The sequence below is a fragment of the Ruegeria sp. BHSC043 genome (assembly GCF_059612985.1).
This window is the reverse complement of the sequence record NZ_JBXWRS010000004.1, coordinates 102,654-119,505: the sequence shown is the minus strand read 5'-3', so window position 1 is coordinate 119,505 and position 16,852 is coordinate 102,654. Positions and strand designations below refer to the sequence as shown.

Below are 16,852 nucleotides of genomic sequence, written 5' to 3'. Positions count from 1 at the left end.
GCAAAATGCGGGACGCCTCGGCACCCATCACGCACAGGCGGGTGCTGAAGATCGCGGTGCCGATTGTGCTGTCCAACGCGACGGTGCCGATTTTGGGTGCGGTGGATACCGGCGTGGTCGGCCAGATGGGGCAGGCCGCCCCGATCGGAGCGGTTGGCATCGGCGCGGTTATTCTGGCCACGATCTATTGGGTGTTCGGCTTTCTGCGCATGGGCACGACCGGATTGGCGGCGCAGGCCCGAGGCGCAGGGGACACGGCTGAAACCGGAGCTCTGCTCATGCGCGGTCTGCTCTTGGGCGGCGCTGCGGGACTTTTCTTTATCGTAGCGCAGGTGGCGGTATTTGCAGGGGCCTTCGCCCTGTCGCCCGCAAGCCCCGAGGTCGAGGCGCTGACGCGCGACTACCTCGAGATTCGCATCTGGGGCGCACCGGCGACCATTGCGCTTTATGCGGTGACGGGCTGGCTGATCGCGGTCGAGCGCACGCGCGGCGTGTTCGTCCTGCAGGTTTGGATGAACGGGCTGAACATCCTTCTGGACCTGTGGTTCGTGCTGGGTCTGGGCTGGGGCGTCGAAGGTGTGGCGGTAGCCACGCTGATCGCCGAATGGACCGGTCTGGCGCTGGGCCTGTGGCTGTGCCGCGATGCGTTCGGTGGCAATCAATGGCGCGATTGGGCGCGGATCTTCGACCCCGCCCGCCTGCGCCGGATGATGCAGGTCAATGGCGACATCATGATCCGGTCGGTCCTGCTGACCGGGTCCTTCACCACCTTTCTGTTCGTGGGCGCCGATCTGGGCGATGTGACGCTGGCTGCCAACCAGGTGCTGCTGCAGTTCCTGGAAATCACCGCTTTTGCATTGGACGGGTTCGCCTTTTCCGCCGAGGCGCTGGTGGGCAGCGCCGTCGGGGCCAAGGACCGATACCAGGTCCGGCGCGCCTCGGTCATGGCGTCGCAATGGGGCGTCGGTGGGGCTCTGGTGCTGGGGGGCACGTTCTTCGTGGCGGGGCCCGCGTTGATCGACCTGATGGCCACAGCGCCCGAGGTGCGGATCGCGGCGCGCGAATACCTGATCTGGGCTGCGCTGGCCCCGGTGATCGGCGTCGCCAGCTGGATGTTCGACGGCATCTATATCGGCGCCACCTGGACCCGCGCCATGCGCACCGCCATGATCCAGTCGGTGGGGATCTATGTGGTGGCGCTGTTCCTGCTGGTGCCGAGCTTTGGCAATCACGGGCTGTGGGCCGCGCTGATGGTGCTGAACACCGCCCGCGCGGTGACGCTGGGCCTGCGCTATCCCCGGCTCGAGGCGCAGGTAGTCTAGAGAAGGGTCAGCAGGTTCTCGGGCGGCCGACCGATGGCGGCCTTGTCGGCAGTGATCCCGACGGGGCGTTCGATGAGGATCGGGTTCTCGGCCATCGCGTGAATCAAGGCTTCCTCGGGCGAATTCTTGCTCAGCCCCAGTTCCTTGAACCGCGCTTCGCCCCGGCGCATCATCTCGATCGCCGGGATGCCCAGCCGGGACAGCACCGCCCGCAGCTCATCCGCGCCGGGCGCGTCCTCGAGGTATTTGCGAATGGTGACTTCGGCGCCGCGGTCCTGCAGCAGGGCCAGCCCGGCGCGCGATTTTGAACAGCGTGGGTTGTGCCAGTATTCGATCACAGCCAATCCTCTCGTTTGCTGCCGACGGCGTCGGCCACCGACTTGAACCCGTCCCGCGCCAGCAGGGCATCCAGCCCCCGCGCGATCTCGGCCGCCAGCGACAGGCCGCCATAGACCATTGCGGTATAGAACTGTACGGCCGAGGCCCCGGCGCAGATCTTGGCATAGGCCTGTTCGGCGGTGCCGATGCCGCCCACGCCGATCAGCGGAATCTGCCCGTCGGTCAATTGGCTCAGCCGGGCCAGAACGCGGGTCGATTTCTCGAACAGAGGCGCGCCGGACAATCCGCCGGCCTGATCCTTGTGCGGGCTGCGCAGTCCTTCGCGCGACAAGGTCGTGTTGGTGGCGATGACACCGTCGATGCCCGTGTCACGGGCGACATCGGCGATGTCCCGCAGTTCGTCATCCGTAAGGTCGGGGGCGATTTTCAGAAACACCGGGATCGGCCGCGCCAAGGCTTCGCGGGTGTCCAGCACACCTGCCAGCAAGGCGCTCAGCGCCTTTTTTCCCTGCAGGTCGCGCAGCTTTTCGGTGTTGGGCGACGAGACATTCACCGTCGCGAAATCCAGCCATTGCGCGCAATGGGCCAGCACCTGCGCGAAGTCCCGCGCCCGGTCGGTGCTGTCTTTGTTGGCGCCCAGGTTCAGGCCGATCACCGCGTCCTTGGGGCGGTGCGCCAGACGCCGGGCCATCGCCTCCATCCCTTCGTTGTTGAAGCCGAACCGGTTGATGGCGGCGCGGTCCTCGGTCAGGCGGAACAGGCGCGGCTTGGGATTGCCCGGCTGCGGGCGCGGTGTGACGGCACCCACCTCGATAAACCCAAAGCCCGCGCGTGACAGCGAACCCAGGACTTCGCCATTCTTGTCGAACCCGGCGGCCAGACCTACCGGGTTGGGCAGGTCGAGCCCGGCCAGCTGCGTGCGCAGGCGCATTGAGGTGACGGGACCGGGCGCCGGGGTCAGCCCCGATTTCAGCGCCTTGATCGACAGGCCGTGCGCGGTTTCAGGATCCACGCGATGCAGCGCGGCCAGGGCCAGTTTCTCGGTCAGTTTCATCCGAAGGACGCTCCGTTTGGGCTAGGGGCGGTGCGGATCAGGCGCGAGTCGGCCACCGCCGCCTGCCGGTGAATCACCGCTGCCCGATAGGCCGGGTCGGTCACCATCTCCAGGAACGCATGGGCCGAGGGGTAACGGGCGATGAACATCTCGTCCCACGCTTCGCCCTGCGGGCCGATCAGCGTGGTCTGGAACGTGCCGCGCCAGATGATCGAGGCCCCCAGCCGCGCGATGATCGGCGCCGTTTCGGCCCCATACCGGCGATAGGCTTCGGCGCCGCTCAGCCCCGCGGCGGCCAGTTCGTGGCTTTCGGGATAGGCCGCCTTGGCGCGGAACCGCACAAGGTTCAGCATCTCGATCGGGTGATCGCGGTCCAGCGCCTTGAACGCCTCGAACTGGGCGCGGTCGGGGTCGATATGGCCGGTCATTGCATTTCCTCGGGGAAGCGGTGCGCGCCGTTTTCCAGCGACAGCGGCTTGGCCCAGACCACATCCGCCATGCGCATGTTGCGATAGAGATGCGGGAACAAGGCACCCCCGCGCGAGACCTCCCATTTCAAATCATCGCCCATTTTCCGGGCATCGCAGGCCACGAGCGTCAGGTTTTCGGCCCCGGCAAAGTGTTTGGCCGCGGTTTCCGCCGCCTGTTCGGCGGTGGAAAAATGCACGAACCCATCCGCCACATCGACCGGCGCGCCCCGGGTTTCGCCCTGTGCCTGCAGGGCCGCCCATTCCTCGGCCCGGAATATCTTGTAGATCAGCATGGCGCCGTGATGCCCCGCGCGCGGGGTAGAATCAAGCCGCATTTCCCCCTTTGACTCTTTGCCGCCCTCGGCGCACGATCTTGGCAATCAATAACAGGGAGTTTCAAATGATTACCCGTTTCCTGACATCCGTCGCGGCCCTTGGCCTGACTGCAGGCATGGCGGCGGCCGACTACAAGCTGACCATTCTGCACACCAACGACTTCCATTCCCGGTTCGAGCCGATCAACAAATATGACAGCGGCTGCAGCGCCGAGGACAATGCCGAGGGCAAGTGCTTCGGCGGTTCGGCGCGCCTGGTCACCGCGGTCAACGATGCGCGCGCGCGGGCCGAGAACTCGATCCTCGTGGACGGCGGCGATCAGTTCCAGGGGTCGTTGTTCTATACCTACTACAAGGGCAAGGTCGCGGCCGAGTTCATGAACAAGCTGGGCTATGACGCGATGACCGTGGGCAACCACGAATTCGACGACGGCCCCGAGGTTCTGGCGGGCTTCATCGACACCGTCGATTTCCCGGTTCTGATGTCGAACGCGAATATCGAGAACGAGGAACTGCTGACCGACAGGATCATGCGTTCGACCGTGATCGAAGTGGGGGGCGAAAAGATCGGCCTGATTGGCCTGACCCCCGAGGATACGGATGAGTTGGCCTCGCCCGGCCCCAACATCACCTTCTCGGACCCGGTGCCCGCAGTTCAGGCGCAGGTCGACAAGCTGACGGCCGACGGCGTCAACAAGATCATCGTGCTCAGCCACTCGGGCTATGGCGTCGACCAACGGGTCGCGCAGGAAACCACGGGCGTCGACGTGATCGTGGGCGGACACTCGAACACCTATCTGTCGAACACGTCGGACAAGGCGGTTGGGCCGTATCCGACGGTTGTGAACGGTGTGCAGATCGTTCAGGCCTATGCCTACGGCAAGTTCCTGGGCGAGCTGAACGTGACCTTCGATGACGACGGCAACGTGGTCGAGGCGGTGGGTGAGCCGCTGATCATGGACAACACCGTGACCGAGGATCAGGCGGCCCTGGATCGCATCGCAGAACTGGCCAAACCGCTGGAGGAGATCCGCAACAAGGTCGTGGCCAGCGCCGCGGCACCGATCGAAGGTGACCGGTCAATCTGCCGCGTGCAGGAATGCGAAATGGGCAACCTGGTAGCCGATGCCATGCTGGCGCGGGTCGCCGATCAGGGCGTTCAGATCGCCATCGCCAACTCGGGCGGCCTGCGGGCTTCGATCGACGCGGGCGACGTGACCATGGGCGAGGTGCTGACCGTTCTGCCCTTCCAGAACACGCTTTCGACCTTCGAGATCAGCGGTCAGGGCATCATCGATGCGCTGGAAAACGGGGTCAGCCAGGTGGAAGAGGTCAAGGGCCGCTTCCCTCAGGTGGCTGGGTTGAAATTCACCTGGGATCCGTCGGTTGCCCCCAACGAAGGCCGCGTGACCGAGGTCATGGTGGCCGAGGGTGATGGCTATGTGCCAATCGATCCGGCCAAAACCTATCTGGTGGTCACCAACAACTATGTCCGTAATGGCGGGGACGGGTACAAGATGTTCACGGGCGACGACAAGAACGCCTATGATTTCGGCCCTGATCTTGCGGATGTGACTGCTGAATATCTGGTAGCGAATGCACCCTACACGCCTTACCTCGACGGTCGTATTCAGAAGAAGTGATTATTTGCTAAAAGAAGAAAGGCCGCATCCGGGGATGCGGCCTTTTTTCGTTGGCGGGTCTCAGTCGAACTCGTATTCCGGCCACAGTTCTGGGTCGAACCCGTCCAGCATGGAGCGGACGTGATCGGCGACCTTGCGCCAGCCGCCGATCGACTTGGTCGAGATTTTTTTGCGTACCTGGTCGATACTGGCAGTGCGCACCTGTTTCTTGTTTTCCTCCGGGTGCATCATGCTTTCTTGCCAATCGATCCCGCAGAACGCGGCCACCTGCTTGCTGTAGGTCTCAGGGTCGGCCACCAGTTTTTCGTAGGGCACCGTCAGGATGCGATCCCCGAAGATGGCATCCCAATGCTGCATGTAGCGCCGATACAGGTTGGCCGAATGCGCGATGGAGTCCAAGTTTGACGCGTAGCGCATTCCACTCGCGGGAAAACGGCGAATCCATTTTGACAGACCTACGTCGCGCGGGTCGCGTAGCATGTGCACGATCTTGGCATTCGGGAAGGCCGAGAGGATGAAGCCCACGCGCTGATAGTTGTGAGGCATCTTGTCTACAAAGGCGATGGAGCCGTCAGGGATTGGCGGCATCAGTTCGCGGAACTCTTCGGCGAATTTGCGGGCCTCGGTATCGCCGAACGGCTGATTTTCATCCGAGTAGACCGCCGACAGATCGGCGGCAAGGGTCAGTTCTCCGCAACCGGCGACATCCGGGACCGCACTCAGCATCATCTCCATCAGCGTGGTACCCGAGCGCGGCTGTCCGACTACGAAGATGGGCAAAGGTACGTCTTCGACGCCGGAACTGGGAACGGCCTCCGGGGAGGGGAACAGGAACTTGATCCGCTCGAGTTTCTTCTCCTCGGCGCCGAAGTCGTAAGGGTTTTCCGCGTGTTGGGCGGCATTGGCGCGCGCGAACTGCGGGAGTGCGGCCTCCAGGCCCTCGATTTTCGACTCAAGCTGGGCCTTGGCGAATTCCAACGTCGAATCCCTGTGGTTGAGCTCGGCCATCGCCGCCTCGACCTGCGGCATCAGTGACTTGGCCTGCTCCCGGTCGACCATCGACGACAGCTGATACAAGGCCGAAATGTGGTGCGGCTCCTGTTCCAGAATGCGCCAAAGAATCTCGGCACACCCCGTCTTGTCACCCGCCTGATGCAGATCGACCGCCTTTCGGAAGGCGATCCCCATGTCGTCTGGCGCCAGTTCATACGCCCGCGTGATGTCGCGCGAACTGGCCTCGACAAAACCTAGTTTGCCGTAGGCCCGGCCGCGCGAGGCCAGAAGCTTGGGGTTGTCGGGGTCGTTCTTCAGCTTTTCGGTGGCGTTTTCGACGATGCTGCGCCAGTTCTGCCCCTTGAGCTTGATTTCATCGATGACGCGGATGATTTCCGTGTTGCCCGGGAATTTGTCCAACATCCGTTCGGAATAGGCCAGGGCCTGAGCGATCTGCCCGGTCTGCATCAGAGCATTGGCGATGTTTTCCACGAATTGCGGGTCATTCGGCTTCAGACGTGACGCCTCCTGAAAATGAGGGATGGATTTCTTGTACTGCTTCATCTCGGTCAGCACGAAACCCGCAATGGCGTGAAAGTCTGCATCCCGCGGAAATTTCTTGGTGCCCAGCGTCGCTTTTTTCAAAGCCTGGGGCAGTTTGCCTGTTTCCAGATCGGCCAATGCCTTGGCCTTGAGGGAATTTGGTGCTTGAGTTGCCATCAGACTATGCGCCGCTCGATCCTGTTTTTCCGCTGCTAGGTTCATTGCCCATGTGTGGACGGTTTGCAATAACTCTTCCCAATGATGCCATGGCACAGTTGTTTGCCGCGCGCCCGGCGAATGACTTGCCGCCGGTGCCCAACTTCAATGTGTGTCCCACCAACCCGGTGCATGTGGTCCGCGCCGGGGAAACGGGGCGCAGGCTGGATCCGTTGCGATGGGGGTTTCTGCCCCATTGGTACAAGTCCGAAAATGACGGCCCGCTTCTGATCAATGCGCGCGCAGAGACCCTGGCGGACAAGCCGGCCTTTCGCGCCGCCTGCCGGGATCGGCGCTGCATCGTCGTCGCCACGGGTTTCTATGAATGGACCAAGGACGCGGACGGCGCGCGCCTGCCGTGGTATTTCCACCGTCGCGACGGTGCCCCCATCGCCTTTGCTGGGATCTGGCAGGAGTGGGGGCCGCCTGACGCCCGCCGCGTCACCTGCGCCATCGTGACCACCGCCGCAAACACACGGGTCAAGGCCATCCATCACCGCATGCCACTGATACTCGAGCCGAAAGACTGGGCGCTGTGGCTCGGCGAAGTGGGCAAGGGGGCCGCACGCCTTATGCGCCCCGGCCCCGAGGACCTGCTGGAGTTCTACCGGGTCAGTACAGCGGTCAACTCGAACCGGGCCAGCGGCCCGCAGCTGATCGCGCCGATCGCCGAGGGCTGATCGCTCGGTCGCGGGTTTCCATTGAGCCCCGGCAGCGCTAGACCTTGTCCATGGCAATCGAATTCCCAGACCTGACCGCGTTCTACACCCACGGGTTCGACACGGTTATCGACGTGCGCAGCCCGGCGGAATATGCCGAAGACCACGCGCCCGGCGCCATCAACCTGCCGGTTCTGAACAACGAAGAGCGCGCTCGGGTCGGCACCATCTATGTGCAGCAAAGCCCGTTTCTGGCCCGCAAGCTGGGCGCGGCGCTGGTGTTCCGCAATGCCGCCGACCATATCGAAAACCGCCTGAGCCATCACGATGGCGGTTGGCGCCCCCTGGTCTATTGCTGGCGCGGGGGGCAGCGATCGGGGTCGTTCACCTGGATGCTGCAGCAGATCGGCTGGCGCGCCGAGGTCGTCTCGGGCGGGTACCGCACCTATCGGCGGCTTGTGAACCGGTTTCTGTATGACGACCCGCTGCCGCACCGGCTGGTGGCGTTGGACGGATATACCGGCACCGCCAAGACCGAGCTTCTGGAGCGCTTGCGCCAGAGGGGCGTGCAGGTTCTGGACCTCGAGGCGCTGGCCAATCACCGGGGCTCGCTTCTGGGCGAGCAACCGGGCGGCCAACCCAGTCAAAAGGCTTTCGAATCCGCACTCGCCGCGGCGCTGATTGCGCTGGACCCTTCGCGCCCGGTCGTGGTCGAGGCCGAATCCTCGAAGATCGGTACGCTGATCCTGCCGCCCTCGGTTTGGAAGGCGCTGCGGGTCGCGCCGCGTATCCGGATCACCGCACCCATCGAGGCGCGCACGGCTTATCTGGTGTCGTCCTATGACGACATCCTGTCCGATGCCGAGCGGCTTAAAGAGCGTCTGTCACCGCTGCGCCATCACCGCGGCCATGACGTGGTGGATAGCTGGTTCGATCTGATCGCCCAAGGCGACAAGCCCGGGCTGACCCGTGCCCTGATGGAGCAGCACTATGACCCGGCCTATGAAAAATCGCGCCGGGTCCACAAGGTGGACTTGATGGCGCAACTGCAGGCGGAGTCGCTCACCGCAACAGCGCTGGACAGTCTGGCATCGCAAATCGAAGAGCTGTTGGTTCAACCCCGAAGCTTCAGCCCCGGATCCTCGATCAGTTCACCCACGATTTCGGCCGGATAACCCGCAGCCCGCAGCCGGTCGCGCAGGGCCGTGGCGGCGTCGGGTTGGACGGCAGCCAGCAGGCCTCCGGCGGTCTGGGGGTCGAACAGCAGATCGGCTTTGTTGCCTTCGGGCAATTCGGGAACGATCGCACGGTTGTCGGCAAACAGGGTCGAGCGGATGCCGGCGCGGCTCAGCTGGTCCGCCCCATCCATGACCGGCACCGCGTTCAGGTCCAGAATTGCGCCGCAACCCGAGGCCTCGCACAGCCCGGCCAGATGCCCGGCCAGCCCAAAGCCGGTGACGTCGGTCATTGCATGCGCCGCGCTCAGTATACGCGCCGCCTCGCCCTGGGGCTGCGTCATCAGATCATATGCCGCCTGCACCCAGTCGCCGCGTGCATCACCGGACATTTCGGTGGCCATGAGGACCCCGCTGCCCAACGGTTTGGTCAGCAACAGCGCGTCGCCCGGCCGTCCGCCGGACAGGGTGATCGGGTCGGTGTCGCACAGGCCGGTCACCGTGAAGCCGATGGTCATCTCGTCGCCCATCGAGCTGTGGCCGCCGACGATCTCGGCCCCGGCCTGCCGCATGGCCTGGGTCGCGGTCTCCATGATTTCCGCCATCGTCCGGTTCTGCAGTTGCGTGGACATGCGCGGCAGGATCAGGGTTGCCATGGCGGCGTAGGGCGCGGCGCCCATTGCCCACACATCCCCCAACGCATGCACCGCGGCGATCCGGGTCATCAACACCGGGTCGGCAACGAAGGCCCTGAGGTGGTCGGTGGTCATGACCATCCGGGCCGTGCCGACGGTCAGCAGCGCGGCGTCATCGCCGGGCAAAGGTGTGATATCCGGGCGGTCGCTGCCGGGCACGACCGAAAGGGCCGCGCGCAGCGCGCCGCGCCCGACCTTGGCCCCGCAGCCGCCGCACATCGGCTTTTCTCCCAACGTCTCGCGCAGGCCGGCGGCGTGGTGACGCGGCAGGGGTGGGGCTTTCGTGCGTGGCAGGTCGCGAAACCGATCCATGAACTTCTGGTCGATGTGGTCCTTCCATCTCCACATCAGCGGGCCGCTGAAAGATGTACCCAGCCGCTCGGCCAGCGCCGATTTCTCGCCCATTGAAATCAGTTTGAGGTAGTCCTTCTGCGGCCGGTAACTCCGCATCCGCCCGGCCCCCAGCGCGGCGCGCAGGTTGTCGAACAACACTGGTGCTTCGCGGACCGCAAAGACTCCCGCCTTTGGCCGGGGATCTTCGGACAGGTGCGCGCAGTCCCCGGCCGCAAATATCAACGGATCGCTGGACTGTAGGTGGCTGTTCACGCGGATGAACCCCTCGTGCAGGGCCAGACCGGTCTGCGCGATCCAGTCATAGGGGCGGGCGCCTGCGGCTCCGGTCACGAAATCTGCGGCGATGTGGCGACCATCTGCCAGTTCCAGGTAATCCGGTCCGACGCGAAGAATGCCGGCTTGTTCGATGCAGTCGATACCTAGGTCGAGCATGGTTCGACGAAGGGTCGCCGCCGCCTTGGAACCAACCGCCGACAAGGCCTGGTCGCGGTCGATAAGCGTCACTAGCCCCTTGCGGTTGCGCGCACGCAAGGCATGGGCCATGGCCATGACCAGTTCAACCCCGGCGACCCCGCCGCCGATGACCGCAACCGAGGCCGGGCCCGAGCCGTTCAGATAACCGGCCCAGTGCGCGGCAAACGGACCCAGAGGCTTGGCCGGCACTGCATGTTCGGCAAAACCGGGCAGGTCGGGCATGTCGGACGTGATCCCCACATTGACCGAGGCCACGTCAAAACCGATCTCGGGGTGGTCGGGCACCTGAACGACGCGACGTTCGGGATCAAGCCCGGTGGCGGGGCCAAGGATGAGCCGAGCGCCCGCGAACCGCGCCAGGCGCACCAGGTCGATATCGAGATCTTCCCGTGCGTAGTGCCCCGCGACAAATCCCGGCAACATGCCAGAATAGGGGGCCGTCGGCCCCGGGTTTATCACGGTTAAACGCACGCCTGGCAGCGGGTTCATGCCCCATTTGCGCAGCACCAGGGCATGGGTGTGGCCTCCGCCGATCAGAACCAGATCGCGGGTCAGGGGCAGGGACGGCGTTTGCATGCGGCTCAGTTCTTGCTGTGGTCCGGGACGTCTTCCATCTGCTCGACCGCGTGGGTGGCCCACAGGCCATCCTCGCCGGCATCGGGCAGGTTCTCGGGCTTTTCATGGCGGTGAATATGCCATTTGGCAATGAACAGGGCCGTGATCGGCGCGGTCAGGAACAGAAACAGGGTAATCAGCAGTTCGTGCATCGACAGGCGCCCCTCGATCAGAACCGAATGGAAGATAGAGGCCAGCAGAACGCCGCCCACGCCCAGCGTGGTTGCCTTGGTGGGCGCATGCAAGCGCGACATCGGGTCTTTCAGCTTGATCATCCCGAATGAGCCGACAAAGCCGAAGATGCCTGACACGATCAGGAAAAAAGCGATCAGCAGTTCAAACAGAAACTCCATGCCGGCCTCACTCGATGATGTTTCCGCGCAGCATGAAGCGCGCGTAGGCCACGGTCGAGACAAAGCCCAGCATGGCGATGATCATCGCGGATTCAAAGAAGATCTCGGTTCCGACGGCAAGGCCATACAGAATCATCAAGGCGATGGTGTTGATGACCATGGTGTCAAGCGCCAGTACGCGGGTTCCGACGCCGTCGGCGGTGATGATCCTCCAAAGGCACATCATGATCGCGGCGCCGAAACAGGCAAAGGCAAAGTATATTGCATACTCGATCATTCGAAGATCTCCTTCAGGCGGCGCTCGTACCGCTGTTTGATCTGGTCGCGGACGGCGCCCGGATCGGGGGAATCCAGACAATGCACCAGCAGGCAGTGGCCCTGGGCGGACAGGTCGCAGCTGACGGTCCCGGGTGTCATCGTGATGGTACCGGCCAGAACGGTGATCGCCTCGGGGGTGCGCAGTTCAAGCGGGATCGAGACCCAGTTGGGCTGGCGCTCGGCATCCGGCTTGAACAGGATGATCCGGGCGACGGTGATGTTGGCCACCACGATGTCCCACAGCACGACGAGGATGTATTCCACCACCATTGGCCAGTTGCGCAGCACTGGACGGTCGGGCCAGTAGGGCTGCGTAATGAAGGGGATGACGATACCCAGAAGCAACCCGAAAACCAGCGAATTCAGCGACGGCGCGTTGGCCAGCAGCACCCAAACGATCGTCAGCAGAAAGCTCAGATGCGGGTGGGGAAATATCCGGCGCAATAGTTTCATCAGTCTTCCCTTCCCAATACGGCCGAGATGTACTGTTCCGGCGCAAACAACTGCGCCGCCGTGCTGCGAGTGTAGTCCAGTGCCGGCCCGGCGAACAGGGTCAGCAGGACCAGCCCCGCGACGAGGCCGAAGACCGAAGTGAAGGCAAGGCCGGGCTGCGGCTCGGGCGGCGGCGGTGGCGCGGGGTCTGCGTCTTCGGGGGCGGTTTCCGCTTCGGGCGTCGGATCATCCTGCGTGCTGGCGTCGTGGCTTTTCCAGAAGATCAACGAGCCGGCACGCGCAAGCCCCACGATGGTGACGAACGAGCCGATCAGGACCACGGCCCAGATGGCGGTGGCATCAGGCGCGTTCCGCGCGGCATCCAGCACCAGCAGTTTTCCGATGAAGCCTGACAGGGGCGGCATGCCGGCCATGGCGATTGCGCCGACGAAAAACAGCGAAGCGATCAGCCCGTTCTGCGGCATCGGCGGCCGCGGCGCGATTGCCCCGCTGCGGCGTTGCATGACCAGATCGGCCACAAGAAACAGCAAGGCGGTGGCTAGGGTGGAGTGGTAGACATAGTACAAGGCCGCGGCGGTCGCCGACTCGGTGAACAGCGATATGGCGACCAGCAGCGTTCCCATCGAGGCTATGGCGCAGAAGGCCACCATTCGGGCGATGTGTTGGGTTCCCAATATACCGATGGATCCGATGGCCAGCGTCACCAATGCGGCGGGTTGCAGCCAGTCGCCGACCAGTCCCTGCGAGACCGGGACGTCCGGGCCGAAGACCAGCGTATAGACCCGCAGGATCGAGTAGGCCCCCACTTTGGTCATTATCGCGAACAAGGCGGCCACCGGCAATGGTGCATTGGCGTAGCTTGCCGGCAGCCAGAAATGCAGCGGCAGGACGGCGGCCTTGATGCAGAAGACCAGTAGCAGCAGAACCGCGCCCACGCGCAACAGGGCGGTGTCTTCGGTCGGCATCTCGGCCACGCGCAAGGCCAGATCAGCCATGTTCAACGTTCCGGTCACCGAATAGATCGTGCCCAATGCAAACAGGAACAGGGTCGACCCCAGCAGGTTGTAGGTGACGTATTGAACTCCGGCCTTCAGACGCACAGCGCCGCCGCCATGGGTCATCAGACCGTATGATGCGATCAGCAGCACCTCGAAGAACACGAACAGGTTGAAGGCGTCCCCCGTCAGGAAGGCGCCGCAAACCCCCATCAGCTGAAATTGGAACAGCGGGTGGAAATGATCACCGCGCTCGTCCCATCCGGACGCGATGGCGTACAGCACGATGGGCAAGGCCAGCAAGGCGGTCAGCAGCACCATCATCGCCGAGAGCCGGTCAAGCACCACCACGATGCCGAACGGGGCGGGCCAGTTGCCAAGCTCGTAGACATGGATGTCGCCACCCGCCGCCTGCGCGGTGATGGTCAACGCGATACCCAGCAGGCCCACCACGCCCGCCACCGAAAAGATGCGCTGCAGGTCCAGATGATAGCGCAGGACCATGATGATGAACGGGGCCAGGATCGCGGGCAGGACGATCGGCGCAACGATCCAGTGGTTCATGCGTCTTCTCCCGCGCCGTCCACGCTGTCGCGCGCGGCCATGTCGATGTGGTCATCCTTGGCCGAGAGATAGGCGCCCAACGCGATCATCACGATCACCGCCGTCATCCCGAACGAGATCACGATGGCCGTCAGCACCAGCGCCTGCGGCAGCGGGTCGGTGTAGGGAACCTCTTCGTATTTGTTCAGAACTGCAGGTGCATTCACGGCCAGCCGTCCCGTGGCGAATAGAAATACGTTGACCGCATAGGTCAGCAAGGACAGGCCCAGGATGACCGGAAAGGTCCGACGGCGCAGGATCAGAAAAATCCCGGCGGCGGTCAGCACGCCAACGGCCGAGGCGACGAGAGCTTCCATCAGCCCTGCTCCTTCTTTTCTTGTTCTTCTTCGATCGGGTCATCGCGCAAAGGGTTGATGTCCATCGGGAATTCTTGCGCCATGCCCGGCCGCCACGCAAAGCGCGACAGGCTGTCCAGAGCCAACATCACAGCGCCCAGAACGGCAAGGAACACGCCTGTGTCGAACAGCATGGCAGTGGCCCATTCGAACTCTTCCAGTGGTGGCCAATGCAGATAGCCGAAATCGCTGGTCAGGAAGGGCCGCTCGTTGAACCAGGCGCCCAAACCAGTAGCCGCAGCGATCAATACGCCCCAGCCGATGGTGCCATGGTAGTAGAACCGTTGCCGCTCGATCGCCCAGGTGTAGCCGCTGGCCATGTACTGCATCAGGAAGGCGATCGCGACTATGAGACCGGCGATGAACCCGCCTCCGGGTTGGTTGTGTCCCCGGAAGAAGATATAGGCACCCACCATAAGGGCAATCGGCATCATCACACGTGTCGCAACAACCATCATCAGCGGGTGAGAGTCGCCCGATTGGGGCCAGTGTGGTTTGCGGTTCAGCAGGTAGGCGCGAACACTGGTGCCTAGCACGGCCTCGGTCAAAGCAAAGATGATCAGTGCCGCGATCCCCAGCACGATGATCTCGCCGAAGGTATCAAATCCCCGGAAGTCCACCAGGATCACGTTGACCACATTGGTGCCGCCGCCACCCTTGTAGGAATTGGCCAAGTGGAATTCCGAAATCGTCGGGAAGGCGAAATCGCGCAGCATGAGCGCATAGATCAAGCCCCCAGCTCCGATACCGGCCACCACCGAAATGGCAGCATCACGCCAGCGCCGTGCCGCGCTGCTGTCCCATGGGGTCTCGGTCGGCAGGAAATTCAGCGAAAGCAGCAGGAGGATCATCGTGACAACTTCGACCGAGATCTGTGTCAGAGCCAGATCAGGCGCGGACAGATAGTTGAAGGCCATCGACACGATCAGCCCCACCACCCCGATCAGGACCAGAGACAGCAGACGGTTGCGGTGGAACCACATGATGCCCATCGTCGCTACGATCAGGCACAGCCAGCCGATGGTCGGGATGATGGGGGCCTCCAGCGGAACCCGCGTTTCCAACCCGATCGTGCCGGTTGCGAAAGCATAGTACCCCAGCCCGACGGTGAAGGCGATCAGGATGATCGCATAGCGGCTGATGACACCGTTGTGCAGCTCGTCCGTGATCCAGCGACTGGCGGCGGTCAGCGCACCGATGACGGCGTCGAAGATGGACTTGGCCTCGGGGCGGGGGAGGGCGTTCCAGGCGGTTTCGCCGCGACGGTGCAGGGCCAGCAGAAACAGACCGCCCAGCGTAGCGATGACCGACATATACAGCGCCGGCGTAAACCCGTGCCACAGTTTCAATGAATAATAAGGCAGCTTCTCGCCGCCGATCACCGCGGAAGACACAACCGCGACCAAGGGGCCGACGATGACAGCCGAGTTCAGGCCGATCAGGACGACCAGAACCACCAGGAACGCGGGGGCCAACCACAGGCCTGCAGGGGGGTCGTGTGGATGGGCGGGATAGTCGTCACGCTCGGGGCCCAGAAACACGTGGCTGATGAAGCGGAAGGAATAAGCCGCGGAAAAGATCGCTGCCAGCAGAGCCAGACCTGGCACCAAATAGTGGGAATTGCGCCAGACGGTGTGGACCGTCTCTTCCAACATCATCTCTTTCGACAGGAAGCCGTTCAGCGGCGGAATGCCGGCCATCGACAGCGCGGCGATGGTGCCAATGGTGAACGTAATCGGCATCAGGTGGCGCAATCCTCCCAGCCGCTTGATGTTCCTAGTGCCGGTTTCATGGTCGACGATCCCCGCGGTCATGAACAGGGCGGCCTTGAAGGTGGCGTGGTTGATGATGTGGAAGATGGCGGCCACGACGGCGATCTTGGTGCCGAACCCCAGCAGCATCGTGACCAGTCCCAGATGCGAAACCGTCGAAAAGGCCAGCAACGCCTTGAGGTCATCCTTGAACAGCGCGATCACTGCACCGATCAGCATTGTTACAAGACCGGTGGTTGCGACGATGTAGAACCACGCCTCGGTCCCCGCCAGAACCGGCCACATGCGTGCCATCAGGAACAGGCCGGCCTTCACCATCGTGGCCGAGTGCAGATAGGCCGAAACCGGCGTTGGCGCGGCCATGGCATGAGGCAGCCAGAAATGGAACGGGAACTGGGCCGACTTGGTGAAACACCCCAGCAGGATCAGCACCAGCGCCGGCAGGTAATAAGGCGAGGCCTGGATCAGTTCGCGGTTTTGCAAGATCACGCTCAGGTCATAGGACCCCACGATGTTGCCAAGGATCAGCATACCTGCGATCATCGCCAGCCCGCCGGACCCGGTCACGGCCAGCGCCATCCGCGCGCCCTGGCGACCTTCGGGCAGGTGCTTCCAATAGCCGATGAGCAGAAACGAGCTGAGCGAGGTCAGCTCCCAGAAAATCAGCAAAAGCAGGATGTTGTCCGACAGAACGATGCCAACCATCGCGCCCTGGAACAGCAGCAGATAGGTATAGAACTGCCCCATCGGATCCTCGCGCGACAGGTAGAACCGCGCGTACAGGATGATCAACAGACCGATGCCAAGGATCAGCAGGGCAAACAGAAACCCCAGCCCGTCCAGCATGAAGTTGGCGTTTAGCCCCAGCCCGGGAATCCAGTCGAAACGGGCGGTCACGACCTCACCCTGCATGACGGCGGGGATGTGGATCAACAGCCCCATGAGCGCCAGGAAGGTGGTCAGCCCGGCAGCCGAGGCCGCCGCATTGCGACCGGCCCGGACCAGCAAGGCCGGAAAGACAGCGCCAAGAAACGGAAGGGCCGCGATGAGGAATAGGGACAAGTGCGATACTCCGGGCTGAGCGGTCAGTGTGGGCTTGAATTTGTAAGGATAAT

At 63.3% G+C, this 16,852-nt stretch carries 16 protein-coding genes; 4 read left to right on the top strand and 12 right to left on the bottom strand.

The features are described from left to right. The first annotated feature begins 5 nt into the window (after positions 1-5). Positions 6-1,322, top strand: a complete 1,317-nt coding sequence (locus AC2FMM_RS09110; RefSeq protein ID WP_496796379.1) for an MATE family efflux transporter — start codon at positions 6-8, stop codon at positions 1,320-1,322. Here the strand turns inward: AC2FMM_RS09110 and arsC are convergent. From arsC to AC2FMM_RS09090, 4 genes are read right to left on the bottom strand one after another with little or no spacing between them, the layout of a single operon-like run. Then, the gene (gene arsC, locus AC2FMM_RS09105) at positions 1,319-1,660 is read right to left on the bottom strand and encodes an arsenate reductase (glutaredoxin) (protein ID WP_496794737.1); all 342 of its coding nucleotides are present in this window, start codon (positions 1,658-1,660) and stop codon (positions 1,319-1,321) included. The genes AC2FMM_RS09110 and arsC overlap by 4 nt on opposite strands. Then, positions 1,657-2,715 (bottom strand): quinone-dependent dihydroorotate dehydrogenase, encoded by a 1,059-nt coding sequence (locus AC2FMM_RS09100; protein ID WP_496796378.1) that lies wholly within the window; start codon positions 2,713-2,715, stop codon positions 1,657-1,659. Before AC2FMM_RS09100 ends, arsC begins: the two co-directional genes overlap by 4 nt. Then, the gene (locus AC2FMM_RS09095; protein ID WP_496794739.1) at positions 2,712-3,143 is read right to left on the bottom strand and encodes a DUF1330 domain-containing protein; all 432 of its coding nucleotides are present in this window, start codon (positions 3,141-3,143) and stop codon (positions 2,712-2,714) included. Before AC2FMM_RS09095 ends, AC2FMM_RS09100 begins: the two co-directional genes overlap by 4 nt. Then, positions 3,140-3,478 carry a DUF952 domain-containing protein gene (locus tag AC2FMM_RS09090; RefSeq protein ID WP_496794847.1) on the bottom strand — a complete coding sequence of 113 codons (339 nt, stop codon included), beginning with the start codon at positions 3,476-3,478 and terminating at the stop codon, positions 3,140-3,142. The genes AC2FMM_RS09095 and AC2FMM_RS09090 overlap by 4 nt, the downstream gene beginning before the upstream one ends. 107 nt (positions 3,479-3,585) lie before the next feature. Between AC2FMM_RS09090 and AC2FMM_RS09085 the strand changes: the two genes are divergently transcribed. Continuing rightward, positions 3,586-5,163: a bifunctional metallophosphatase/5'-nucleotidase gene (locus AC2FMM_RS09085; protein WP_496796377.1), complete on the top strand. Its 1,578-nt coding sequence runs from the start codon at positions 3,586-3,588 to the stop codon at positions 5,161-5,163. A gap of 60 nt (positions 5,164-5,223) precedes the next feature. Here AC2FMM_RS09085 and AC2FMM_RS09080 read toward each other — a convergent pair whose 3' ends face one another. After that, entirely contained in the window at positions 5,224-6,876 is a 1,653-nt protein-coding gene (locus tag AC2FMM_RS09080; protein ID WP_496796376.1) for a tetratricopeptide repeat-containing sulfotransferase family protein, read from the bottom strand. Between the two features lie 50 nt (positions 6,877-6,926). Between AC2FMM_RS09080 and AC2FMM_RS09075 the strand changes: the two genes are divergently transcribed. Together AC2FMM_RS09075 and mnmH are read left to right on the top strand one after the other, a co-directional pair. Then, positions 6,927-7,595, top strand: coding sequence for an SOS response-associated peptidase (locus tag AC2FMM_RS09075; protein ID WP_496796375.1), 669 nt, complete (start codon positions 6,927-6,929; stop codon positions 7,593-7,595). Between the two features lie 50 nt (positions 7,596-7,645). Continuing rightward, on the top strand, positions 7,646-8,749 hold the full coding sequence (mnmH, locus tag AC2FMM_RS09070) for a tRNA 2-selenouridine(34) synthase MnmH (RefSeq protein WP_496796374.1): 1,104 nt from the start codon (positions 7,646-7,648) through the stop codon (positions 8,747-8,749). Here the strand turns inward: mnmH and selD are convergent. The 7 genes from selD to AC2FMM_RS09035 are packed head-to-tail and all read right to left on the bottom strand — an operon-like array spanning position 8,689 to position 16,799. Then, a complete protein-coding gene (gene selD / locus AC2FMM_RS09065) occupies positions 8,689-10,848 on the bottom strand; it encodes a selenide, water dikinase SelD (protein ID WP_496796373.1) in 2,160 nt (719 codons plus the stop codon). The two genes, mnmH and selD, sit on opposite strands and share 61 nt — an antisense overlap. 5 nt (positions 10,849-10,853) lie before the next feature. Continuing rightward, entirely contained in the window at positions 10,854-11,240 is a 387-nt protein-coding gene (locus AC2FMM_RS09060) for a Na+/H+ antiporter subunit G (RefSeq protein WP_496687391.1), read from the bottom strand. Positions 11,241-11,247: 7 nt separating this feature from the next. Next, positions 11,248-11,517 carry a K+/H+ antiporter subunit F gene (locus AC2FMM_RS09055; protein ID WP_490359877.1) on the bottom strand — a complete coding sequence of 90 codons (270 nt, stop codon included), beginning with the start codon at positions 11,515-11,517 and terminating at the stop codon, positions 11,248-11,250. Next, positions 11,514-12,011, bottom strand: a complete 498-nt coding sequence (locus AC2FMM_RS09050) for a Na+/H+ antiporter subunit E (protein ID WP_496684569.1) — start codon at positions 12,009-12,011, stop codon at positions 11,514-11,516. The genes AC2FMM_RS09055 and AC2FMM_RS09050 overlap by 4 nt, the downstream gene beginning before the upstream one ends. Further along, positions 12,011-13,570: a monovalent cation/H+ antiporter subunit D gene (locus tag AC2FMM_RS09045; RefSeq protein WP_496796372.1), complete on the bottom strand. Its 1,560-nt coding sequence runs from the start codon at positions 13,568-13,570 to the stop codon at positions 12,011-12,013. The genes AC2FMM_RS09050 and AC2FMM_RS09045 overlap by 1 nt, the downstream gene beginning before the upstream one ends. Next, a complete protein-coding gene (locus AC2FMM_RS09040; RefSeq protein WP_496680150.1) occupies positions 13,567-13,926 on the bottom strand; it encodes a Na+/H+ antiporter subunit C in 360 nt (119 codons plus the stop codon). Before AC2FMM_RS09040 ends, AC2FMM_RS09045 begins: the two co-directional genes overlap by 4 nt. Then, positions 13,926-16,799: a monovalent cation/H+ antiporter subunit A gene (locus AC2FMM_RS09035; protein WP_496796371.1), complete on the bottom strand. Its 2,874-nt coding sequence runs from the start codon at positions 16,797-16,799 to the stop codon at positions 13,926-13,928. Before AC2FMM_RS09035 ends, AC2FMM_RS09040 begins: the two co-directional genes overlap by 1 nt. Positions 16,800-16,852 lie beyond the last annotated feature (53 nt).

What these genes read in the sequence shown, in the direction of transcription:
- AC2FMM_RS09110 (WP_496796379.1), top strand. Translation starts at nt 6, where the DNA reads ATGCGGGACGCCTCGGCACCCATCACGCACAGGCGGGTGCTGAAGATC.
- AC2FMM_RS09100 (WP_496796378.1), bottom strand. Translation starts at nt 2,715, where the DNA reads ATGAAACTGACCGAGAAACTGGCCCTGGCCGCGCTGCATCGCGTGGAT.
- AC2FMM_RS09095 (WP_496794739.1), bottom strand. Translation starts at nt 3,143, where the DNA reads ATGACCGGCCATATCGACCCCGACCGCGCCCAGTTCGAGGCGTTCAAG.
- AC2FMM_RS09090 (WP_496794847.1), bottom strand. Translation starts at nt 3,478, where the DNA reads ATGCTGATCTACAAGATATTCCGGGCCGAGGAATGGGCGGCCCTGCAG.
- AC2FMM_RS09085 (WP_496796377.1), top strand. Translation starts at nt 3,586, where the DNA reads ATGATTACCCGTTTCCTGACATCCGTCGCGGCCCTTGGCCTGACTGCA.
- AC2FMM_RS09080 (WP_496796376.1), bottom strand. Translation starts at nt 6,876, where the DNA reads ATGGCAACTCAAGCACCAAATTCCCTCAAGGCCAAGGCATTGGCCGAT.
- AC2FMM_RS09075 (WP_496796375.1), top strand. Translation starts at nt 6,927, where the DNA reads ATGTGTGGACGGTTTGCAATAACTCTTCCCAATGATGCCATGGCACAG.
- mnmH (WP_496796374.1), top strand. Translation starts at nt 7,646, where the DNA reads ATGGCAATCGAATTCCCAGACCTGACCGCGTTCTACACCCACGGGTTC.
- selD (WP_496796373.1), bottom strand. Translation starts at nt 10,848, where the DNA reads ATGCAAACGCCGTCCCTGCCCCTGACCCGCGATCTGGTTCTGATCGGC.
- AC2FMM_RS09060 (WP_496687391.1), bottom strand. Translation starts at nt 11,240, where the DNA reads ATGGAGTTTCTGTTTGAACTGCTGATCGCTTTTTTCCTGATCGTGTCA.
- AC2FMM_RS09055 (WP_490359877.1), bottom strand. Translation starts at nt 11,517, where the DNA reads ATGATCGAGTATGCAATATACTTTGCCTTTGCCTGTTTCGGCGCCGCG.
- AC2FMM_RS09050 (WP_496684569.1), bottom strand. Translation starts at nt 12,011, where the DNA reads ATGAAACTATTGCGCCGGATATTTCCCCACCCGCATCTGAGCTTTCTG.
- AC2FMM_RS09045 (WP_496796372.1), bottom strand. Translation starts at nt 13,570, where the DNA reads ATGAACCACTGGATCGTTGCGCCGATCGTCCTGCCCGCGATCCTGGCC.
- AC2FMM_RS09040 (WP_496680150.1), bottom strand. Translation starts at nt 13,926, where the DNA reads ATGGAAGCTCTCGTCGCCTCGGCCGTTGGCGTGCTGACCGCCGCCGGG.